We start from the raw sequence: 16,483 nt of genomic DNA on the forward strand, positions 1-16,483 counted from the left end.
ATGTTATACTGATTAAATAGATGGTTAAAATGTGGTTATAGATTTCTTTAATCTCACTGAAATGAGAATTTATTCTTTAAATTTTTCTCATTTTAATGAGATTTAAATTCTCATTTCATTTGGAGGTTCATAACTTGACTAGTAACTGCTGCATTGTATGTATATTTTTTATTTTCATCATAATTTGTATAGACTAAATAAAAATAACCAACGGCAAGAATAGCTAAAAAATAAAAAATTACCTGTTTAAATTTCATTATAGCATTATAGGATTTTTAAGATAAATTTACTTACTCAAACAAAGCAAAATACACAAAAGCGTTGTTTGGTTAAGATATTGACTTTATTTTAAATTTAAACACTAAAAACAAGCATGAATGCAAGCGCTAACATTATCACGCCTACTATAAATTCTAAAATTTTCCATGCCACCGCCTTTTCAAAAAATGGGGCTAAAAGCCTAGCACCGTATCCAAGCGAAAAGAAAAATACAAACGAAGCACTTACGGCACCTGCTCCAAAGATGTTTGCATTGGTGCCAAATTTAGTAGAAACAGAGCCAATGAGCATAACGGTATCAAGATAAACATGCGGGTTTAGCCAAGTAAATGCGAGTGTTAAAAGAGCTGTTTTTGCAAGTGACGCAGTAGCAAAACTTTGTGGCTTTAGGGCGTGCGTCATCTTATATGCACTATAAAAGCTTTTTATCCCGTAAACAAACAAAAATGCCCCACCACCATATCTAGCAACACTTTCTAAGTAGCTAAATTTTTGCGTCATATAGCCAAAACCGCCAACTCCTGCTACTATCAAAATAGCGTCTGACATAGCACAAATAATACAAATTAAAAATACAAATTCTTTTTTGATGCCCTGCTTTAGCACAAAGGCATTTTGCGCTCCGATAGCAAGTATAAGTGATAAACTAGTAAGAAATCCGGATATAAAAGCATCCATAAAAAACCCTTAAAAGCGCAGTTTTACGCCAAATTTCGATGTATATAAACGCTTAAAATGAGATCAAATTTATGGTCTAAGCCATAGCCTAGACCTTTAAATTTGATTAATTTTTAAGATATTCTTGAAGTGATCTTACTTCGTAAGCCGAGCCGTCTTGAACGCTTTTGATCGACTTAGCGGCCGCAAGTGCCGCACGCATCGTGGTAAAATACGGTATCTTAAATCTCAAAACATTTTGGCGAATTTTTTTACCGTCATCGGCATTTGATTTGCTATCGCTTGTGTTTATCACAAGTGCGATATCGCCGTTTTTAAGCTTATCTTCGATATTTGGACGACTTTCGCTGATCTTATATACAAATTCCGCTTTTATGCCGTTTTCATTTAAAATTTTATAAGTTCCGCCGGTTGCCGTTATGTTAAATCCAAGCTTAATAAGATCTCTTGCTAACTCGCTCGCATAAGGTTTATCGGCATCGGCTAAGGTCAAAAATACAGTTCCGCTTGTAGGCAAGCAGTTACTAGCAGCTATCTGGCTCTTAACAAAACTTCTAGCAAAATCAGGACTTATACCCATTACTTCGCCTGTTGATTTCATCTCAGGCCCAAGAATTAAGTCAGCACCCGTTAGCTTATTAAACGGAAATACCGCCTCTTTAACGCAAACATGATTTTTGATATTTGGTAATAAAATTCCGTCTTCTTGTGTTAAAACACCGTAACTGTCGTAGAATTTAAGTGCTTCACGTAAATTTCCCTGCCACATAACCCTGGTTGCAACCTTTGCCATCGGTATGCCCGTAGCCTTGCTTACAAAAGGCACGGTTCTACTTGCTCTTGGGTTTACCTCGATCATATAAAGCTCATTTTCATAGATCGCAAACTGGATATTCATAAGTCCGATAACGCCTAAATTTAAAGCTATATCACGAGTTTGAGCACGGACTTTATCTATCATCTCCTTACTTAAACTCATCGCAGGCAAGATACAAGCGCTATCTCCGGAGTGGATGCCTGCCTCCTCTATGTGCTCCATTATCGCACCAATATAGACATCTTTACCGTCACTTATCGCGTCTACATCAAGCTCTGTTGCATCTTGTAAAAATTTATCAAGCAACACGGGAGAGTTGTTGCTAACCTGAACTGCCTCATTCATATACTCTTTTAGCTCCGCCTCACTATGAACTCTTCTCATCGCTCTACCGCCTAATACATAGCTTGGACGAACAAGCACGGGATACCCTATCGCAGCTGCCTTTTCGATAGCCTCTTTTTCACTTGTAGCGGTATCGTTTTTAGGCTGTTTAACACCTATCTTATCGATAAATTCGCTAAATTTCTTTCTGTCTTCGGCAACATCTATGGTTCTTGCGCTTGTGCCTATTATCTTTGCTCCGGTTATAGTCAAGCGTTTAGCAAATTTAAGAGGAGTTTGTCCTCCAAAATGAACTATAACACCGTCAGGCTTTTCGCACTCTATAACACTTCTTACATGCTCAAAATCAATCGGCTCAAAATAAAGTATATCGCTTGTATCATAGTCGGTTGAGACGGTTTCTGGGTTGCAGTTATACATTATCGTTTTTATACCAAGATCACGCAATGCATAACTTGCGTGCACACAACAATAGTCAAACTCTATGCCTTGTCCGACGCGGTTTGGGCCACCGCCTATTATCATGACTTTTTTATCGCTAGTAGCAGCTTTAGCCTGCTTGCTCTGGGTGATATTTGTAGTAGAGTAAAGATAAGGCGTTAGGGCTTTAAATTCTCCCGCACAAGTATCGACTTCGTTGTATTCAAGGCTTATACCAAGCTTTTCGCGAGCGAAATAAATATCATTTTGACTAAGTTCAAGGTTGTCTTTTTCATTTATCAAATGCGCTATCATCTTATCCGAAAAACCCATAGTTTTGGCTTCTCTAAGCAAATTTGCGTCATTTAATATATCCATATCGATCTTGTCTTCAAATTTTACTATTTGATGAATTTGATCCAAAAACCAAGGATCGATCTTGCTAAATTCATGAATTTCTTCTAAGCTAAAGCCTTGTCTGTAAGCTTCGGCTATCATTAAAATTCTATTTTCATTTGCATTTCTAAGACCGTATATGAGTGCATTTTTATCTAAATTTAAAGAGTTAAATCCGCTCAAATCACGCTCCATAGAACAAAGCGCCTTTTGGATACTCTCCTTAAATGTCCTGCCTATTGCCATAACTTCGCCAACAGACTTCATTGCCGTGCCAAGATAAGGGTTAGAGCCTGGAAATTTTTCAAATGTAAAGCGAGGAATTTTAGTAACGATATAATCGATCACAGGTTCAAAGCTAGCAGGAGTTCCTGTAATGTCATTTTTTATCTCATCAAGGCTAAATCCAACCGCCAAAAGAGTAGCAACTTTTGCTATAGGATAGCCCGTAGCCTTACTAGCAAGAGCAGAAGAACGTGAAACGCGTGGGTTCATCTCTATAACGATCATTCGACCTGTTTTTGGATGTATAGCAAACTGGACATTTGAGCCACCCGTATCAACACCTATCTCGCGAAGTATAGCAAAAGAGGCATCGCGCATAACTTGATACTCTTTATCTGTTAGCGTAAGCGCAGGAGCTACCGTGATACTATCTCCGGTATGAACACCCATAGGATCGAAGTTTTCGATAGAACAAACTATGATACAGTTGTCGTTTCTATCTCTTATAACTTCCATCTCATACTCTTTCCAACCAAGCAAACTCTCCTCAATAAGAATTTCATGTATAGGAGAGGCCTCAAGTCCAAGTTGAGCAAGCTCTTTAAATTCGTCTATATTATACGCTACGCCGCTTCCTGCTCCACCAAGAGTAAACGACGCCCTTATAATGATAGGAAAGCCAATATCGTTTGCCGCGTCTAATGCCTCTTGAAAACTGTGAGCATAGTGGCTTTTAGGAAGATCCATGCCGATCTTTTTCATAGCTTCTTTAAAAATTTGTCTATCTTCGCCCTTTTTTATAGCCTCAGGGTTTGCGCCAAGAAATTTGACATCTCCTAGCATATTTGCCTCATAAAGCTCCATGGCAACATTAAGAGCAACTTGCCCACCCATCGTAGGCAAGATAGCATCGACATTTTCTCTGTCTATGATGCGTTTTATACTCTCTTTTGTTATAGGTTCAACATAAGTCGCATCGGCAAAATCAGGATCAGTCATGATCGTAGCCGGATTTGAGTTTATTAATACAACGCGATATCCAAGCTCTTTAAGCGTTTTAGCAGCCTGTGTGCCGCTGTAGTCAAACTCGCAAGCCTGACCGATAACGATCGGACCCGAACCTATAAGCAAAATCGTTTTAACATCATCTCTTCTTGGCATTATCTTTCCTTTGTAACAACATATAAATAACTTGGTATATTAATCTGAGCATAAGGCTCGACTAAAACGCTTTGGTATAAACTCTCATCAAAAATTTCAGACACTTTTCCGACAGGCACTCCGCTAAAAAATGCTCCGTCAAGACCGCTAGTAAAGACCTCATCGCCGATCTTTGGTCTTAGCCATTGAGGTATAAATTTGATCAAAATTCCATTTTTATTACCGTGCGCGATACCTGGAATTTTGTCATTACCTATATAAACGGAAAATAGACTCTTTGGGTCGTTTTGAAGCAGGGCAAGCGGTTTGCCGTCCTTTTGTATCACAACACCCGCACTTTTTCCTTGGTATATAAGACCGTAAATTTTATTTGGATCATATCCTTCAAATTCGGTTATCCAAATTTTATTATAATCCCCGATATTAGCATAACTTAACCCCTTTACAAGACGAACTTTAGGGGCGTAAGCGGTTGCGTTTTTATCTTTTAAAATTTCATTTAGCTCGTTTGCGAAGGTACTAAGAAGCATTGCCGATCTTTCAAGCTCGGCATTTTGCTCTCTTAGGCTTTTAATCTCGGCAACTTGCCTAAAATGTTCATTTATCTTATCTTTTAAATTTTTTGCGATATCATCATAAAAATTTATAACATAATTACTCGCTTTAACCGACAAATTTGTAAAAATTCCGCCTTTATAAACGGAAAATACAATAAGTAGTGCGATTAAAGCAAAAAGAGTAATCTTAGTCTTCATTTATTAGCTGCTGAAGCAAACTTATCTCTTCTAGTGCTTTTCCGGTTCCGTGCGCAACCGCAAGCAACGGCTCATCTGCAACAAAAACAGGAAGTTTAACGATATCAGAAAGATATTTGTCAAGTCCGCGTATAAGCGCACCACCTCCGGTCAAGACTATACCTGTTTCAACGATATCACCCGCAAGATCAGGCGGCATCATCTCAAGAACGGTTTTTAACGCATCGGCTATCTCTTTAAGAGGCTCTCTCATAGCCTCTCTTACATCTTCGCTAGTTAGCTCTACGCGGCTTAAAAGTCCGCTAACCTGGTCGCGACCTTTTACTACTACCGTTAGTTCCTTATCTAGCTGAATGGCAGAGCCGACACCGATTTTGATCTCTTCACCCGTTCTTTCTCCAATAAGCAAGTTGTATTTTTCTTTTATATAGTTTACTATACTTGTATCTATCTTATCTCCTGCAGTGCGGATAGACTTACTTATAACTAGTCCTCCAAGAGATACTACGCCTATCTCGGTTGTTCCACCACCGATATCTACTATAAGGCTTCCTTGCGGCTCACGAACCGGTAAATTTGCTCCTATGGCTGCAGCCATAGGTTCTTCTATCAAAAATACCTCTCTAGCACCGGCACTTAGCGCACTCTCTCTGACAGCCTTTCTTTCTACTTGAGTAAGACCGTAAGGCACGGAGATGATTATGCGAGGGCGGATAAAGCTCTTTCTTTTATGCGTCTTTTCTATAAAGTAGCGTATCATTTTCTCAGTCATATCAAAGTCAGCGATAACACCGTCTCTCATCGGACGAATCGCCTCTATATCACCAGGAGTTTTACCAACCATCTCTTTTGCCGCATGTCCTACGGCTAGAATTTTTTGTTTCCCGTATTTTTCACGACGAACCGCAACTACTGAAGGTTCATTTATAATAATCCCTTTATCTTTAACAAGCACAAGGGTGTTTGCCGTACCAAGGTCGATACCCATATCGCTTGAAAAAAACCCTATCAGTTGATCTAAAAACATTTACTTCCTTTACGCGCTTTTTTTATTTTGTTTTATAAAAATCGGCTTTACACCATCTTTTACAACTTCTTTTGATATGACCACCTCATAATCTCTTAATTCAGGCAGATCATACATAACATCCGTCATTATCTCTTCCATTATACTTCTAAGTCCGCGCGCGCCGGTTTTTCTCTCGATCGCCAAAGAGGCGATTTCAGACAAGGCATCATCGTCAAATTTCAAAGCAACACCATCGATAGCAAACAGTTTTTGATACTGTTTTAGTATCGAATTTTTAGGCTCGGTTAAAATTTTAACCATATCTTCTTTTGTAATCTCATTTAATGTAGCTACCACGTGCAAACGTCCGATAAGCTCAGGGATAAGTCCAAAATGCACCAAATCATCAGGCTCAAGAAGTCCTAAAAGATCCTCTTTTTCACTTTTTGTTCGTTTTTCTTGGTTAAAACCTAAGACATTTTTACCAACGCGTCTTTCGATGATATCCAAAAGTCCGTCAAATGCACCGCCACAAACAAATAAAATATTTGTAGTGTCGATTTGTATAAAGTCTTGGTTAGGATGTTTTCTACCACCTTTTGGTGGGATATTTACAACACTTCCCTCAATGATCTTAAGAAGAGCTTGCTGCACACCCTCGCCTGAAACATCACGTGTTATACTTCGGTTTTCGCTCATCCTGGCGATCTTGTCTATCTCATCGACAAAAACTATACCCTTTTCAGCTTTTTTAACATCGCCGTTTGCGGCTTGAAGAAGACGAGTAAGGATATTTTCGACATCTTCGCCAACGTATCCAGCCTCAGTAAGGCTTGTTGCGTCACATATCGCGATAGGAACATCAAGAAATTTCGCTAAAGTCTGCGCCATCAAAGTTTTGCCACTTCCTGTTGGTCCTACAAGTAAGATATTTGACTTTGAAATTTCAGTGTCGTCTTCTATCTCGCCTTGTTTAAAAATTCTTTTATAGTGATTATAAACACCAACGCTAAAAACCTTTTTAGCCCTATCTTGACCTACGACATAACTATCAAGGACTGATTTTAGTTCTTTTGGAGTTAAATTTTGATACTGAATTTCTTCACTTTCTTCTTTTGTGTCGATACTGGTATCGCCGTATATCATATTATAAGCAGCGCTTATACAATACTCGCATATAAACGCATTGCCGGCAATATCAGTTAGTAAACGACGTTCGTTTGACTCATTTTCGCCACAAAAATTACACTTTCTCGCCATCAATCTCTTCCTTTTGCAAGCGGAATTCCTCTTGCCGTATTTATTATAAAGTTACACATTTTTTTGACATTTTCGTCACTTGTTTTTACGATAAGCTCATTTGCTTGGTCTTTTATACTTACACCTTGGTTAAATAAAAATTTATAAGCCTTTACAAGCCCTTCAACCTGCTCTTTTGCAAAACGTCTGCGAATTCCGACTAAATTTAAACTTCTAATATAAGCACGGTTTCCTTCGGCCAAACAAAACGGAACCACATCTTGAGATAAAGCACTAGCTCCTGCTATCATGCAACTTTCGCCTATTTTGACAAATTGATGAACAGGCGTTAGCCCGCCTACAACAGCATAATCACCCATTTCCACATGTCCCGCCAGTGTTGCGTTATTTGCCAGGATAACGTTATTGCCTATCACGCAGTCGTGCGCGATATGACAATACGCCATTATAAAAGCGTCATCACCGATACGAGTTATGCCATCGCCTTTGTGAGTTCCTGAATTTATCGTGCAAAATTCGCGTATCGTAGCATTTTTGCCAATTATCACGCCGGTATTTTCCTCATCATGATAGCTAATATCTTGCGGGATATCTCCTACGATAGCGTAACTAAAAACACGTCCGCCATCGGCTATTTTTGTGTTGCCGATTATCCTTGCACCTTGTTTTATGGTAACACCGTCTCCCAAAACAGCTTTTGAGCTAACATAAGCATAGGCTTCGATATTTACGTCTTCGCCTATTATCGCGCCATCTTCAACCACTGCTGTTTGATGAATTTTTTTCATGATACTTTTTGCCTTTAAATTACTTATCGACTATCATCGCCTTTAATTCAGCCTCTGCACAAAGCACGTCATCAACATACGCCTTGCCTTCAAGCACCCAGATATTTCCTTTATGTTTTAAAACATTTAGGCGGTATTCCAAACGATCTCCCGGTTTTACGGGATGGCGAAATTTAGCACCGTCTATACTCATGAAATAAACAACTTTATTTTCGATACCGGCTTGATGTTCGTCGCTCATGCTTTTAAACGCCAACACGCCGCCGGCTTGCGCCATGCCTTCGATTATCATAACGCCAGGGTATATCGGATGACCCGGAAAGTGTCCTTGAAATATCGGCTCACCTATCGTTACGTTTTTATAGGCAATGATATTTTTAGCAGGCTCTATCGCAGTAACTCTATCGATAAGCAAAAACGGAAATCTATGCGGAAGAATTTTTTGAATTTGAACTACATCTATCACCAAAAGACCTTTTAAGTAAAAATTTTTCATAGATTTTAGCAAATTTTTACTAATACCAAGTTTATTGCCAAGAAATTTAAAAATTTATAAAATTTCTTTTAGGTAAATTTTACGACAGATCTTTGTTTTTATTCAAGCGATAAAATTTCACGGCTGTCGTTATAAGTAACGTTTTTAGCATAAATTTCATACCTTCCTGCGTGAATTTCATCTAAGATAATGATCGGATTTTGACTAAAGTCACCGCAAATTTCACGGCGCAAACTTAACTCGTCATTGATATCTAGTGGATGTTTACAAATTTCGATTACGTTTTTATAATTTTTTTTGCTTAGTTTATTAAATCGTTTAAGACTTAAAAGCGTAACGCCATCTCGTAATTCATCGCAAATTTCAGCCGTTTCATTTAGGCTAAATTTTACATTTTCTCTTTTAAAATTTGAGTATAAAAAAAAGAAGCTTGGCAAGATGGAGTTGTTAAATTTTACATAAGCGCGAAGCAAGCGGTAGTTTAAAAAATATTTGCGCGAAAGATGAAATTTCACACCGCTACTCTCACACTCTCTTACCCTTTCGTAAAGCTTCAAACGCTCCCCTATGCTTCCTGGCAAAATTCGTCCGTTAATTTCACTCATAAGCTCTGACACCGGCAGTTTTTGAGCCTCTCTTTGCTTTGATAGTCCAAATACACAGCCACAGTAGTTTTGATGATAAAGCTTATCTTTTTTGGCTAGCTCAAACTGCTCGTTTGTTCCACCATTTTTTCTATAATCAATCGCAACCGCCGTTAGATCATATCCTCTGACAGCATTATTTAGGGCATTTTCAAGCTGTATAAAGTCCTTTTTAGGGCTCATCAAAAGTGTGGTCGTGATCGACTTTTCGCCAAGTTCAACAGCTTTTTTAGCCGAATTTCCAACACGAAATTCAAAACAATAAACGCAGCGCTTGCCCTTTTCAGGCTCATTTTCAAGCCCTTTTGTACCACTAAGCCATGCCTCGTAGTCGTATTCGCCCATGATAAGCTCTATACCCATCTGATCGCACGAGCGTTTTACATCCAAAAAACGCATCACATACTCACTATACGGATGGATGTTTGGGTCGTAAAAGTAGCCTATTAGGCGCTCATTTGAGAAATCAGCTCGCAAACGACGTAAAAAATAATGACTATCAACAGAGCAACAAATATGAACCAGCAAATTTTTCCTTTTATCTTTTGGTTAAAATTTATCAAATTTAACCATAACAATTTAATTACATTATGAAATTTTATACTATTTTGTCTTAACGAAAGGAAGTGCGCCTTGCATATAACAAAACGCACTTAAATTTGACGACTACTCTATCGGAGCTTTGCTTTGCAAAAAGCGATTTAGCGTCTCTACTTCTTGTGGGGTTAGTGCGGAGTTGCTTATCATGGTTTCGATCACGCTTGGCCATACATTTGCGCCAAATTCATCATAAGCATGGAGTGCGTGACAGCTGCCGCATCTTTCTTCAAAAAGTGCCTGTCCTGCCTTGTGAACAACATCTATGTCGGCAACTAAAGTATCTTTTTTCACAAAGCCTTTAACACTTACTTCATCCCATTCGTTGCCATAAGGGTCCTTGTGTGTTTTTATGACTTTAAAAGTTTTCATGTCACCTACATTGATATCCTGCTCCAAAACCCCTACTCTAGCGTATGCGATAGGGCTTTCACCAGGGATAAAACCGACATACTCAACCTCCACATATTCGCCGTTTTGTGAAATTTGCTTTAATTTCGCTCCAGCATGCAACTCTGCTATAACCTTGCCGCCTACCTTATCTAAAACAGGCGTCATGGAGCCGACAAATAAGTCAGCTCCACAAAAAGCTCTTAACGGTCCAAAGTGAGACGCGGTCATCCTTGCACTCTCGTCGTTCATAAGAGAATTACTTATGATGTCTATTGCACTTGAGCTGGTTGTTCCAACAGCCGTTGCGGCAGCCATACCGCTTAAAAATTCTCGTCTTTGCATTACTTCTCCTTTATTTACGAAAATTTGTATATTTTTTGATTATACACCTGTTACTATTAGAGATGCTTAAATTTTTTATATTGTTAAAATTTAATTTTTATTTTTAGATATTTTTAAGTAAAGTTACTGCAATGATCATCGAGATGGTTTAAAATTTAGAATAAAACAAGCATTTTACTCTAAATTTTAGTTACGGTAGATGATATAAATTTGTATTAAAGATCGTTTATTTCGCTACTTCTTGCATTATAAACAAACCAGCTAAGAAGTAGATATAATAAGACAAACGCAAAAATCAACCCCGGATAAAAGCCACCGCTTTGTGCTAAATTCATCTTATGAAGCGAGATAAAAAGCGCTCCAAGAGCAACCAAAAAACCAACAAGTCTTAGTATAAAATTTGTAGGTTTTATGCAAATAGCCAAAAGCGCTACCGCTACGACACCAAGGGGTATGATAGCTACTTGAAAGATCCAGGCAAAAGCTATCGCGACAAATGATAGTGCCAAGAAAAATGTTCGCTTTTTCATAAGATCTTGAAAGAAGCAAACTATGCCTTTATTTTCTATGTTATAGTCCATTTTCCATCCTTTTTGCGTTATTTTAAAATTTCAAAGATAAATAAAGCGTTAAAATACCAAAATACGCCGAAATTTTAGTAAAAATACAAATTCATTTAAAGACCGTCCGTTTATAGCACTTATAAACTGTGATGCAAGTAAAAATATAGTGCGCAAACCAAAGCGCGCTACCGAGTTTGGAATTAGTTTTAAATTTGACGCTACCCTAAAACCAAAAACCTATACCTTGCAAAAATTTCCTATAAATTTTAAGACATACAAGCAAGCCTTTAATAAAGTCCAAAACCACCAGCACAACGGACATAGTTATTTGTTAAATTTATGCTTTACAACACCTATAAAAACAGAGCTTAGCTTGGAAGAAATTTATAACCACGCGGATGCAAAGCTGGTTTTATACAAAAAGACGAATTTATCTGCTTTGGCCCGGAGCCTTTTGTGCGTATAAATAAAAGGCACGACAAATGCCACACAAAAGGACGCTAAAAATAAATTTACTTAACGACAAAAAAGAGCTTAGCGAACAAATGATGATCACAGATCTCATGCGCAACAACCTTTTGGCTGTTGCTGGCGGCATAAAAGTGTAAAAATTTTACGGCTGGTTCGATAAGCGGTGTGGCTAAAATTCGCTCTTGTGAGATTATCAACGAGTGTGAGATATCACCCAGGGTTTTTATACGGACATTTTATACACTCAGATAAAAAATACACACAAAGCTTTACTTTGATACGATATGTGCGTCAAAACGGCAACGACATGGAGTTTATAAGCGGTGGAGGCATAACACTACAAAGCGATGCAAGAAAGGAGTATGATGAGCTTATCAAAAAGTCTACTTTCCTTTTTGAAACGATAAAGATAAAAGATAAAACGGCGTGCGATCTTGCGGTCTTGATGGATTGGTTATGGCAAAAGTAGTTTATGATGAACTTAGCGAGCTTGTAAGCGTTGAGTATTTTCCTTATAAAGTGCGAGAATTTGAGAAATTCTACCTTACAAATATCAACTTTTCATACGCGAAAAAGTATCTTGATCACTTAAATATCAACAAAGCAAAAGGTAAAAAAGATAAGATCATTATGATAAAAAACGATCAGATTTTAGATACTAGTATCGCAAATATCGCTATTTTTGCTAACAACCTAGGCTGATTAACACAAAAACTGCTTGATGGTGGGTATTTACAAGAAGCAGATATCGACGCAAACATACTTTTAAAAACAAAAAGACTTGCCATCATGAATGCTATGGTTGGATTTTACGAGATAAAAAATTTCAAATAATAACTTCGCTGTTTTAAAATTTAAATAATCAGTATTTATCTATCGCTCGCAAAATAACTGCACCATGCAAATTTAAATTTGTAATTTTATTAAGTTTTATAAACGAAACATTTTAAATTTTTAGCTAGAATACATAAAACTTAAAAGGAGAAAAAATGCCATTTATTAACATAAAAACAGCGGCTCCCGAGCCGACAAAAGAGCAAAAAGAGCAGATCATAAAAGAAACAACCGAGATGATGGTTAGAATTCTAGGCAAACAAAAAGAACGCGTTATGGTATTTATAGAAACTTACGATCAAGACAGCGTAGGAGTCGGCGGCAAAAGCATAGAAGAGATAAAAAAGGAGAGCAAATGAGCGAATTTAGCAAAGAAGACATAGAGCGCAAAGTAACACTGCAAAAAGGCGATGAAGCGCCAAATTTCACGCTTGAAAACGCCGATGGAGTTAGCGTAAATTTAAAAGATTTTATCAGTAAAAATGTCGTGCTTTACTTTTATCCAAAGGACAACACTCCTGGCTGCACCACCGAAGCTTGCGAATTTAGCGCACTTTTTGACGACTTTATCTCAAACGATACGGTAATAGTTGGTATAAGCCCGGATAGCGTAAAAAGCCATGTTGGATTTATATCTAAACAAAACTTAAAGCACATCTTGCTAAGTGATCCTCAAAAACAAGTCTCAAAAGAGTATGGAGTATGGCAGGTGCGTAAAAACTACGGCAAAGAGTATCTTGGCATAGTTAGAACAACTTTTGTTATCGATAAAGAAGGTAAAATTTCAAAAGTATACAAAAGCGTTAAAGCCAAAGACCATGCGGCAAAAGTCCTAGCGGATCTAGTTAAATAATGGCTAAAATTTTAACGATTATTTTGTTCTTGTGCACGCTTTTAAATGCACAGATAAAAGGAGAGGCGAAAATGAGTGAAATTTATCTTGCAGGAGGTTGTTTTTGGGGAGTTGAGGGGTATTTTAAACAACTTAAAGGAGTGGTTGAAACAAGTGTAGGTTATGCAAACGGCAACTCGGAAAACACAAGCTATGACAAACTAAAACAAACCGATCACGCCGAGACTATACTTATAAAATTTGATGAAAATCGCATAAATTTGGCTGAAATTTTAGCTCATTTTTTCCGTATCATCGACCCGTTTTCTATTAACAAACAAGGCAACGATGTTGGAAGACAGTATAGAAGCGGGATTTATTACACAAATGATATCCAAAAGGCTCTTTTGGATAAATTTATCGCCATGGAGCAAGAAAAAGCAACACAAAAGATCGCAGTTGAAATTCTGCCACTTAAAAACTACATAAAAGCCGAAGAGTATCATCAAGACTATCTTGACAAAAATCCAAACGGATACTGCCATATTGACCTAAATTTAGCGAAAAAACCGCTTTATGGCGAAGATGATTTTGTCATGCCTAGCCGTGAGGAGTTAAAGCAAAAACTTAGCCCACATCAATACGCCGTAACTCAGGAAAAGGCAACAGAGAGACCATTTAGTAGTGAGTACGATAAATTCTACGAAAAAGGAATTTATGTCGATATAGTAAGCGGTAAACCGCTATTTTCAAGCTCGGATAAATTTGACGCTGGATGTGGCTGGCCAAGCTTTTCAAAACCCATAACAACCGATGCGTTAAGCTACGAGCAAGACGAAAGCCACGGCATGCAAAGGATCGAAGTGCTATCAAGCGTAGCAAATAGCCATTTAGGACATGTTTTTAACGACGGCTTGCCTGAACTTGGAGGTCTTAGATACTGCATAAATGGAGCTAGTTTAAAATTTATCCCGCTTGAAAAGATGAAAGAGCTAGGATATGAAAAGTATATAATCTACGTTAAGTAACACAAGGGGCTTAAAAGCCCCGAAATTCTTTAATCCAGCACAAAGTTTATAAAATTTAAACGTTTTTTGTGATAAAATCTCACTAAATTTACACAAAGAAAGGCAAAATCAATGGATGCTGCAGAATTTATCTGGATGGATGGAAAATTAATCAAATGGGAAGATGCCAAAGTTCACGTTTTAACCCACTCGCTACACTATGCAAATGCTGTATTTGAGGGCACAAGAGCTTATCAAACAGACAAAGGTTTGGCGATTTTTAGATTAAGAGATCATACTAAACGTTTATTAAAATCAGCAAAAATGACAGTATTAAATTGCAAATACACTCTTGAAGAGCTTGAAAATGCGCAAATCGAGCTTTTAAGAGCTAATAAATTTAAAGGCAATGTTTATCTTCGCCCACTTATCTATCTTGGATACGGCATAATGGGATTAGCCCATACAAAAGCCCCTGTAAACACCGCGATAGCTGCATGGGAATGGGGTGCATATCTTGGTGAAGAGGGCTTAAAAAAGGGTATTAGAGTTAAAATCTCAAGCTTTGCAAAATACGCTCCTAACAGTCAAATGACAAAGGCTAAGTCAAGCTCAAACTATCTAACATCACAAATGGCAAACTATGAAGCAAAAGACGCAGGATATGACGAAGCACTACTTTTAGATGAAGAAGGCTTTGTAGCCGAAGGTCCTGGCGAATGCTTTTTTATCGTTGAAAACGGCGAGTTAGTAACTCCTCCAAGCGATAATGCACTGCTTAGCATAACTCAAGATACGGTTATAAAACTAGCTTGTGATCTTGGTATAAAAGTTCGTAGAGAGCGCTTAACAAGAGATCAAGTTTATACAGCCGATGAGGCGTTTTTTACAGGAACTGCGGCTGAAGTAACTCCGATAAGCAATATCGATAACAGAATCATCGGAAGTGGCGAGCGCGGAGAAGTAACAAAAAGACTACAAGATGCGTATTTTGATGTAGTTTACGGAAAAAATGAAAAATACGCTTCATTTTTGACATATATTTAAAAATTAAAGGGACATAATGCCAGCAAACTTGAACGACTATTTTAATAAAAAAAACAACAACAGCTCGGGCGATAATGGCGGCAATGAGCCGCCTAGGATAAATTTCAAAAAACCAAAAATGCCAGATGGAATGGGTAAAATAGGCACTCTAGCTTATGTTATCATAGCTATCATAGCGGTGATCGCCATTACACAGCCTTTTGTTATCATCAACTCAGGCGAAGTAGGTATCAAATCAACCGCCGGTAAATACGAATCAAACCCTATGCAGCCGGGCTTTCACTTCTTCATGCCTTTTATCCAAAAGGTCATAGTCGTAGATACGAGAGTTAGGCTTATCAACTATACTTCAGGTGAAGATATGGGAGAAAACGCAAGACTGATAAGTGGCGGCACAACGGGTATAATTCGTAAAAATTCTATCTCTGTTCTTGATGCAAGAAACTTACCGGTTAGCATAGATATAACTGTTCAATACCGTCTAAATCCTGAAAATGCACCTCAAACTATTGCCGCTTGGGGTCTTAGCTGGGAAAACAAGATCGTAGACCCGGTTGTTCGCGACGTGGTTAGAAGTATCGCCGGTAAATACACCGCAGAAGAGCTTCCAACACGCAGAAACGAGATAGCTACACAGATAGATCAAGGTATAAGAAAGGATATTGACGCTCAGCCAAATAGACCTGTAGAGCTTTTAACAGTGCAGCTTCGCGAGATCATCTTGCCTGAAAAAGTAAAAGAGCAAATAGAGCGCGTTCAGATCGCAAAGCAAGAAGCCGAGAGAACTAAATACGAAGTAGAGCGTGCAAACCAAGAGGCCCTTAAAAAAGCCGCACTCGCAGAAGGTACGGCAAAAGCTGCTATCATAGAAGCTCAAGGTAAAGCCGATGCCGTTAAGATCGAAGCCGACGCACAAGCTTATGCAAACAAAGAGGTGGCAAAAAGTCTTGATGGTAACTTACTAAATTTAAAACAGATTGAAACTCAGGGTAAATTTAATGAAGCTCTTCGCGAAAACAAAGACGCTAAAATTTTCCTAACTCCTGGCGGAGCCGTGCCAAATATCTGGGTTGACACAAAAGACAAAGCAAGACAAAGCGCGGTTGAGACAACAAGATAAGGAT

Annotated in this window: 19 protein-coding genes; 9 read left to right on the forward strand and 10 right to left on the reverse strand. The window is 38.1% G+C overall.

Going from position 1 to position 16,483, the window contains the following annotated elements:
- Positions 1-354 precede the first annotated feature (354 nt).
- The 10 genes from CCAL5182_RS01465 to CCAL5182_RS01510 all read right to left on the reverse strand — a co-directional run bounded on the left by CCAL5182_RS01465 (position 355) and on the right by CCAL5182_RS01510 (position 11,186).
- A complete protein-coding gene (locus CCAL5182_RS01465) occupies positions 355-957 on the reverse strand; it encodes a LysE/ArgO family amino acid transporter (protein WP_336610077.1) in 603 nt (200 codons plus the stop codon).
- A 106-nt stretch (positions 958-1,063) separates the two neighbouring features.
- Positions 1,064-4,321: a carbamoyl-phosphate synthase large subunit gene (gene carB / locus CCAL5182_RS01470; RefSeq protein ID WP_336610078.1), complete on the reverse strand. Its 3,258-nt coding sequence runs from the start codon at positions 4,319-4,321 to the stop codon at positions 1,064-1,066.
- Positions 4,321-5,076: a rod shape-determining protein MreC gene (mreC, locus tag CCAL5182_RS01475; protein WP_169937649.1), complete on the reverse strand. Its 756-nt coding sequence runs from the start codon at positions 5,074-5,076 to the stop codon at positions 4,321-4,323. The genes carB and mreC overlap by 1 nt, the downstream gene beginning before the upstream one ends.
- On the reverse strand, positions 5,066-6,103 hold the full coding sequence (locus CCAL5182_RS01480; RefSeq protein WP_169937650.1) for a rod shape-determining protein: 1,038 nt from the start codon (positions 6,101-6,103) through the stop codon (positions 5,066-5,068). Before CCAL5182_RS01480 ends, mreC begins: the two co-directional genes overlap by 11 nt.
- 9 nt (positions 6,104-6,112) lie before the next feature.
- Positions 6,113-7,345, reverse strand: a complete 1,233-nt coding sequence (clpX, locus tag CCAL5182_RS01485; protein ID WP_169999955.1) for an ATP-dependent Clp protease ATP-binding subunit ClpX — start codon at positions 7,343-7,345, stop codon at positions 6,113-6,115.
- Complete coding sequence (gene lpxA, locus CCAL5182_RS01490) at positions 7,345-8,133, reverse strand: acyl-ACP--UDP-N-acetylglucosamine O-acyltransferase (RefSeq protein WP_336610079.1); 789 nt, start codon at positions 8,131-8,133, stop codon at positions 7,345-7,347. Before lpxA ends, clpX begins: the two co-directional genes overlap by 1 nt.
- 19 nt (positions 8,134-8,152) lie before the next feature.
- Entirely contained in the window at positions 8,153-8,599 is a 447-nt protein-coding gene (fabZ, locus tag CCAL5182_RS01495; RefSeq protein ID WP_169972539.1) for a 3-hydroxyacyl-ACP dehydratase FabZ, read from the reverse strand.
- A gap of 128 nt (positions 8,600-8,727) precedes the next feature.
- Positions 8,728-9,801: an epoxyqueuosine reductase QueH gene (locus CCAL5182_RS01500; protein ID WP_336610080.1), complete on the reverse strand. Its 1,074-nt coding sequence runs from the start codon at positions 9,799-9,801 to the stop codon at positions 8,728-8,730.
- A gap of 138 nt (positions 9,802-9,939) precedes the next feature.
- Positions 9,940-10,605 carry a hypothetical protein gene (locus CCAL5182_RS01505; RefSeq protein ID WP_336610081.1) on the reverse strand — a complete coding sequence of 222 codons (666 nt, stop codon included), beginning with the start codon at positions 10,603-10,605 and terminating at the stop codon, positions 9,940-9,942.
- A gap of 215 nt (positions 10,606-10,820) precedes the next feature.
- The gene (locus CCAL5182_RS01510; RefSeq protein ID WP_169938798.1) at positions 10,821-11,186 is read right to left on the reverse strand and encodes a hypothetical protein; all 366 of its coding nucleotides are present in this window, start codon (positions 11,184-11,186) and stop codon (positions 10,821-10,823) included.
- 148 nt (positions 11,187-11,334) lie between these two features.
- Here CCAL5182_RS01510 and CCAL5182_RS01515 point away from each other — a divergent pair, with 148 nt between their 5' ends.
- From CCAL5182_RS01515 to CCAL5182_RS01555, 9 genes are all read left to right on the forward strand, one after another.
- On the forward strand, positions 11,335-11,634 hold the full coding sequence (locus tag CCAL5182_RS01515) for a hypothetical protein (protein WP_336610082.1): 300 nt from the start codon (positions 11,335-11,337) through the stop codon (positions 11,632-11,634).
- Between the two features lie 16 nt (positions 11,635-11,650).
- Positions 11,651-11,776, forward strand: coding sequence for a chorismate-binding protein (locus tag CCAL5182_RS01520; protein WP_228026654.1), 126 nt, complete (start codon positions 11,651-11,653; stop codon positions 11,774-11,776).
- Positions 11,777-11,841: 65 nt separating this feature from the next.
- Complete coding sequence (locus tag CCAL5182_RS01525) at positions 11,842-12,108, forward strand: hypothetical protein (RefSeq protein ID WP_336610083.1); 267 nt, start codon at positions 11,842-11,844, stop codon at positions 12,106-12,108.
- Positions 12,096-12,341, forward strand: a complete 246-nt coding sequence (locus tag CCAL5182_RS01530; RefSeq protein ID WP_336610084.1) for a hypothetical protein — start codon at positions 12,096-12,098, stop codon at positions 12,339-12,341. The genes CCAL5182_RS01525 and CCAL5182_RS01530 overlap by 13 nt, the downstream gene beginning before the upstream one ends.
- A 287-nt stretch (positions 12,342-12,628) precedes the next feature.
- Positions 12,629-12,832 carry a tautomerase family protein gene (locus tag CCAL5182_RS01535; RefSeq protein ID WP_169938802.1) on the forward strand — a complete coding sequence of 68 codons (204 nt, stop codon included), beginning with the start codon at positions 12,629-12,631 and terminating at the stop codon, positions 12,830-12,832.
- Entirely contained in the window at positions 12,829-13,326 is a 498-nt protein-coding gene (bcp, locus tag CCAL5182_RS01540; protein WP_336610085.1) for a thioredoxin-dependent thiol peroxidase, read from the forward strand. The genes CCAL5182_RS01535 and bcp overlap by 4 nt, the downstream gene beginning before the upstream one ends.
- Entirely contained in the window at positions 13,326-14,333 is a 1,008-nt protein-coding gene (gene msrB / locus CCAL5182_RS01545) for a peptide-methionine (R)-S-oxide reductase MsrB (RefSeq protein WP_169938806.1), read from the forward strand. Before bcp ends, msrB begins: the two co-directional genes overlap by 1 nt.
- A 111-nt stretch (positions 14,334-14,444) precedes the next feature.
- Positions 14,445-15,359 carry a branched-chain amino acid transaminase gene (locus CCAL5182_RS01550; protein ID WP_169938808.1) on the forward strand — a complete coding sequence of 305 codons (915 nt, stop codon included), beginning with the start codon at positions 14,445-14,447 and terminating at the stop codon, positions 15,357-15,359.
- Positions 15,360-15,375: 16 nt separating this feature from the next.
- Positions 15,376-16,479: a prohibitin family protein gene (locus CCAL5182_RS01555; protein ID WP_169999951.1), complete on the forward strand. Its 1,104-nt coding sequence runs from the start codon at positions 15,376-15,378 to the stop codon at positions 16,477-16,479.
- Positions 16,480-16,483: the final 4 nt, after the last annotated feature.

The sequence above is a fragment of the Campylobacter sp. 7477a genome, from assembly GCF_014892335.1.
GTDB classification, from domain to species: Bacteria; Campylobacterota; Campylobacteria; order Campylobacterales; family Campylobacteraceae; genus Campylobacter_A; species Campylobacter_A californiensis.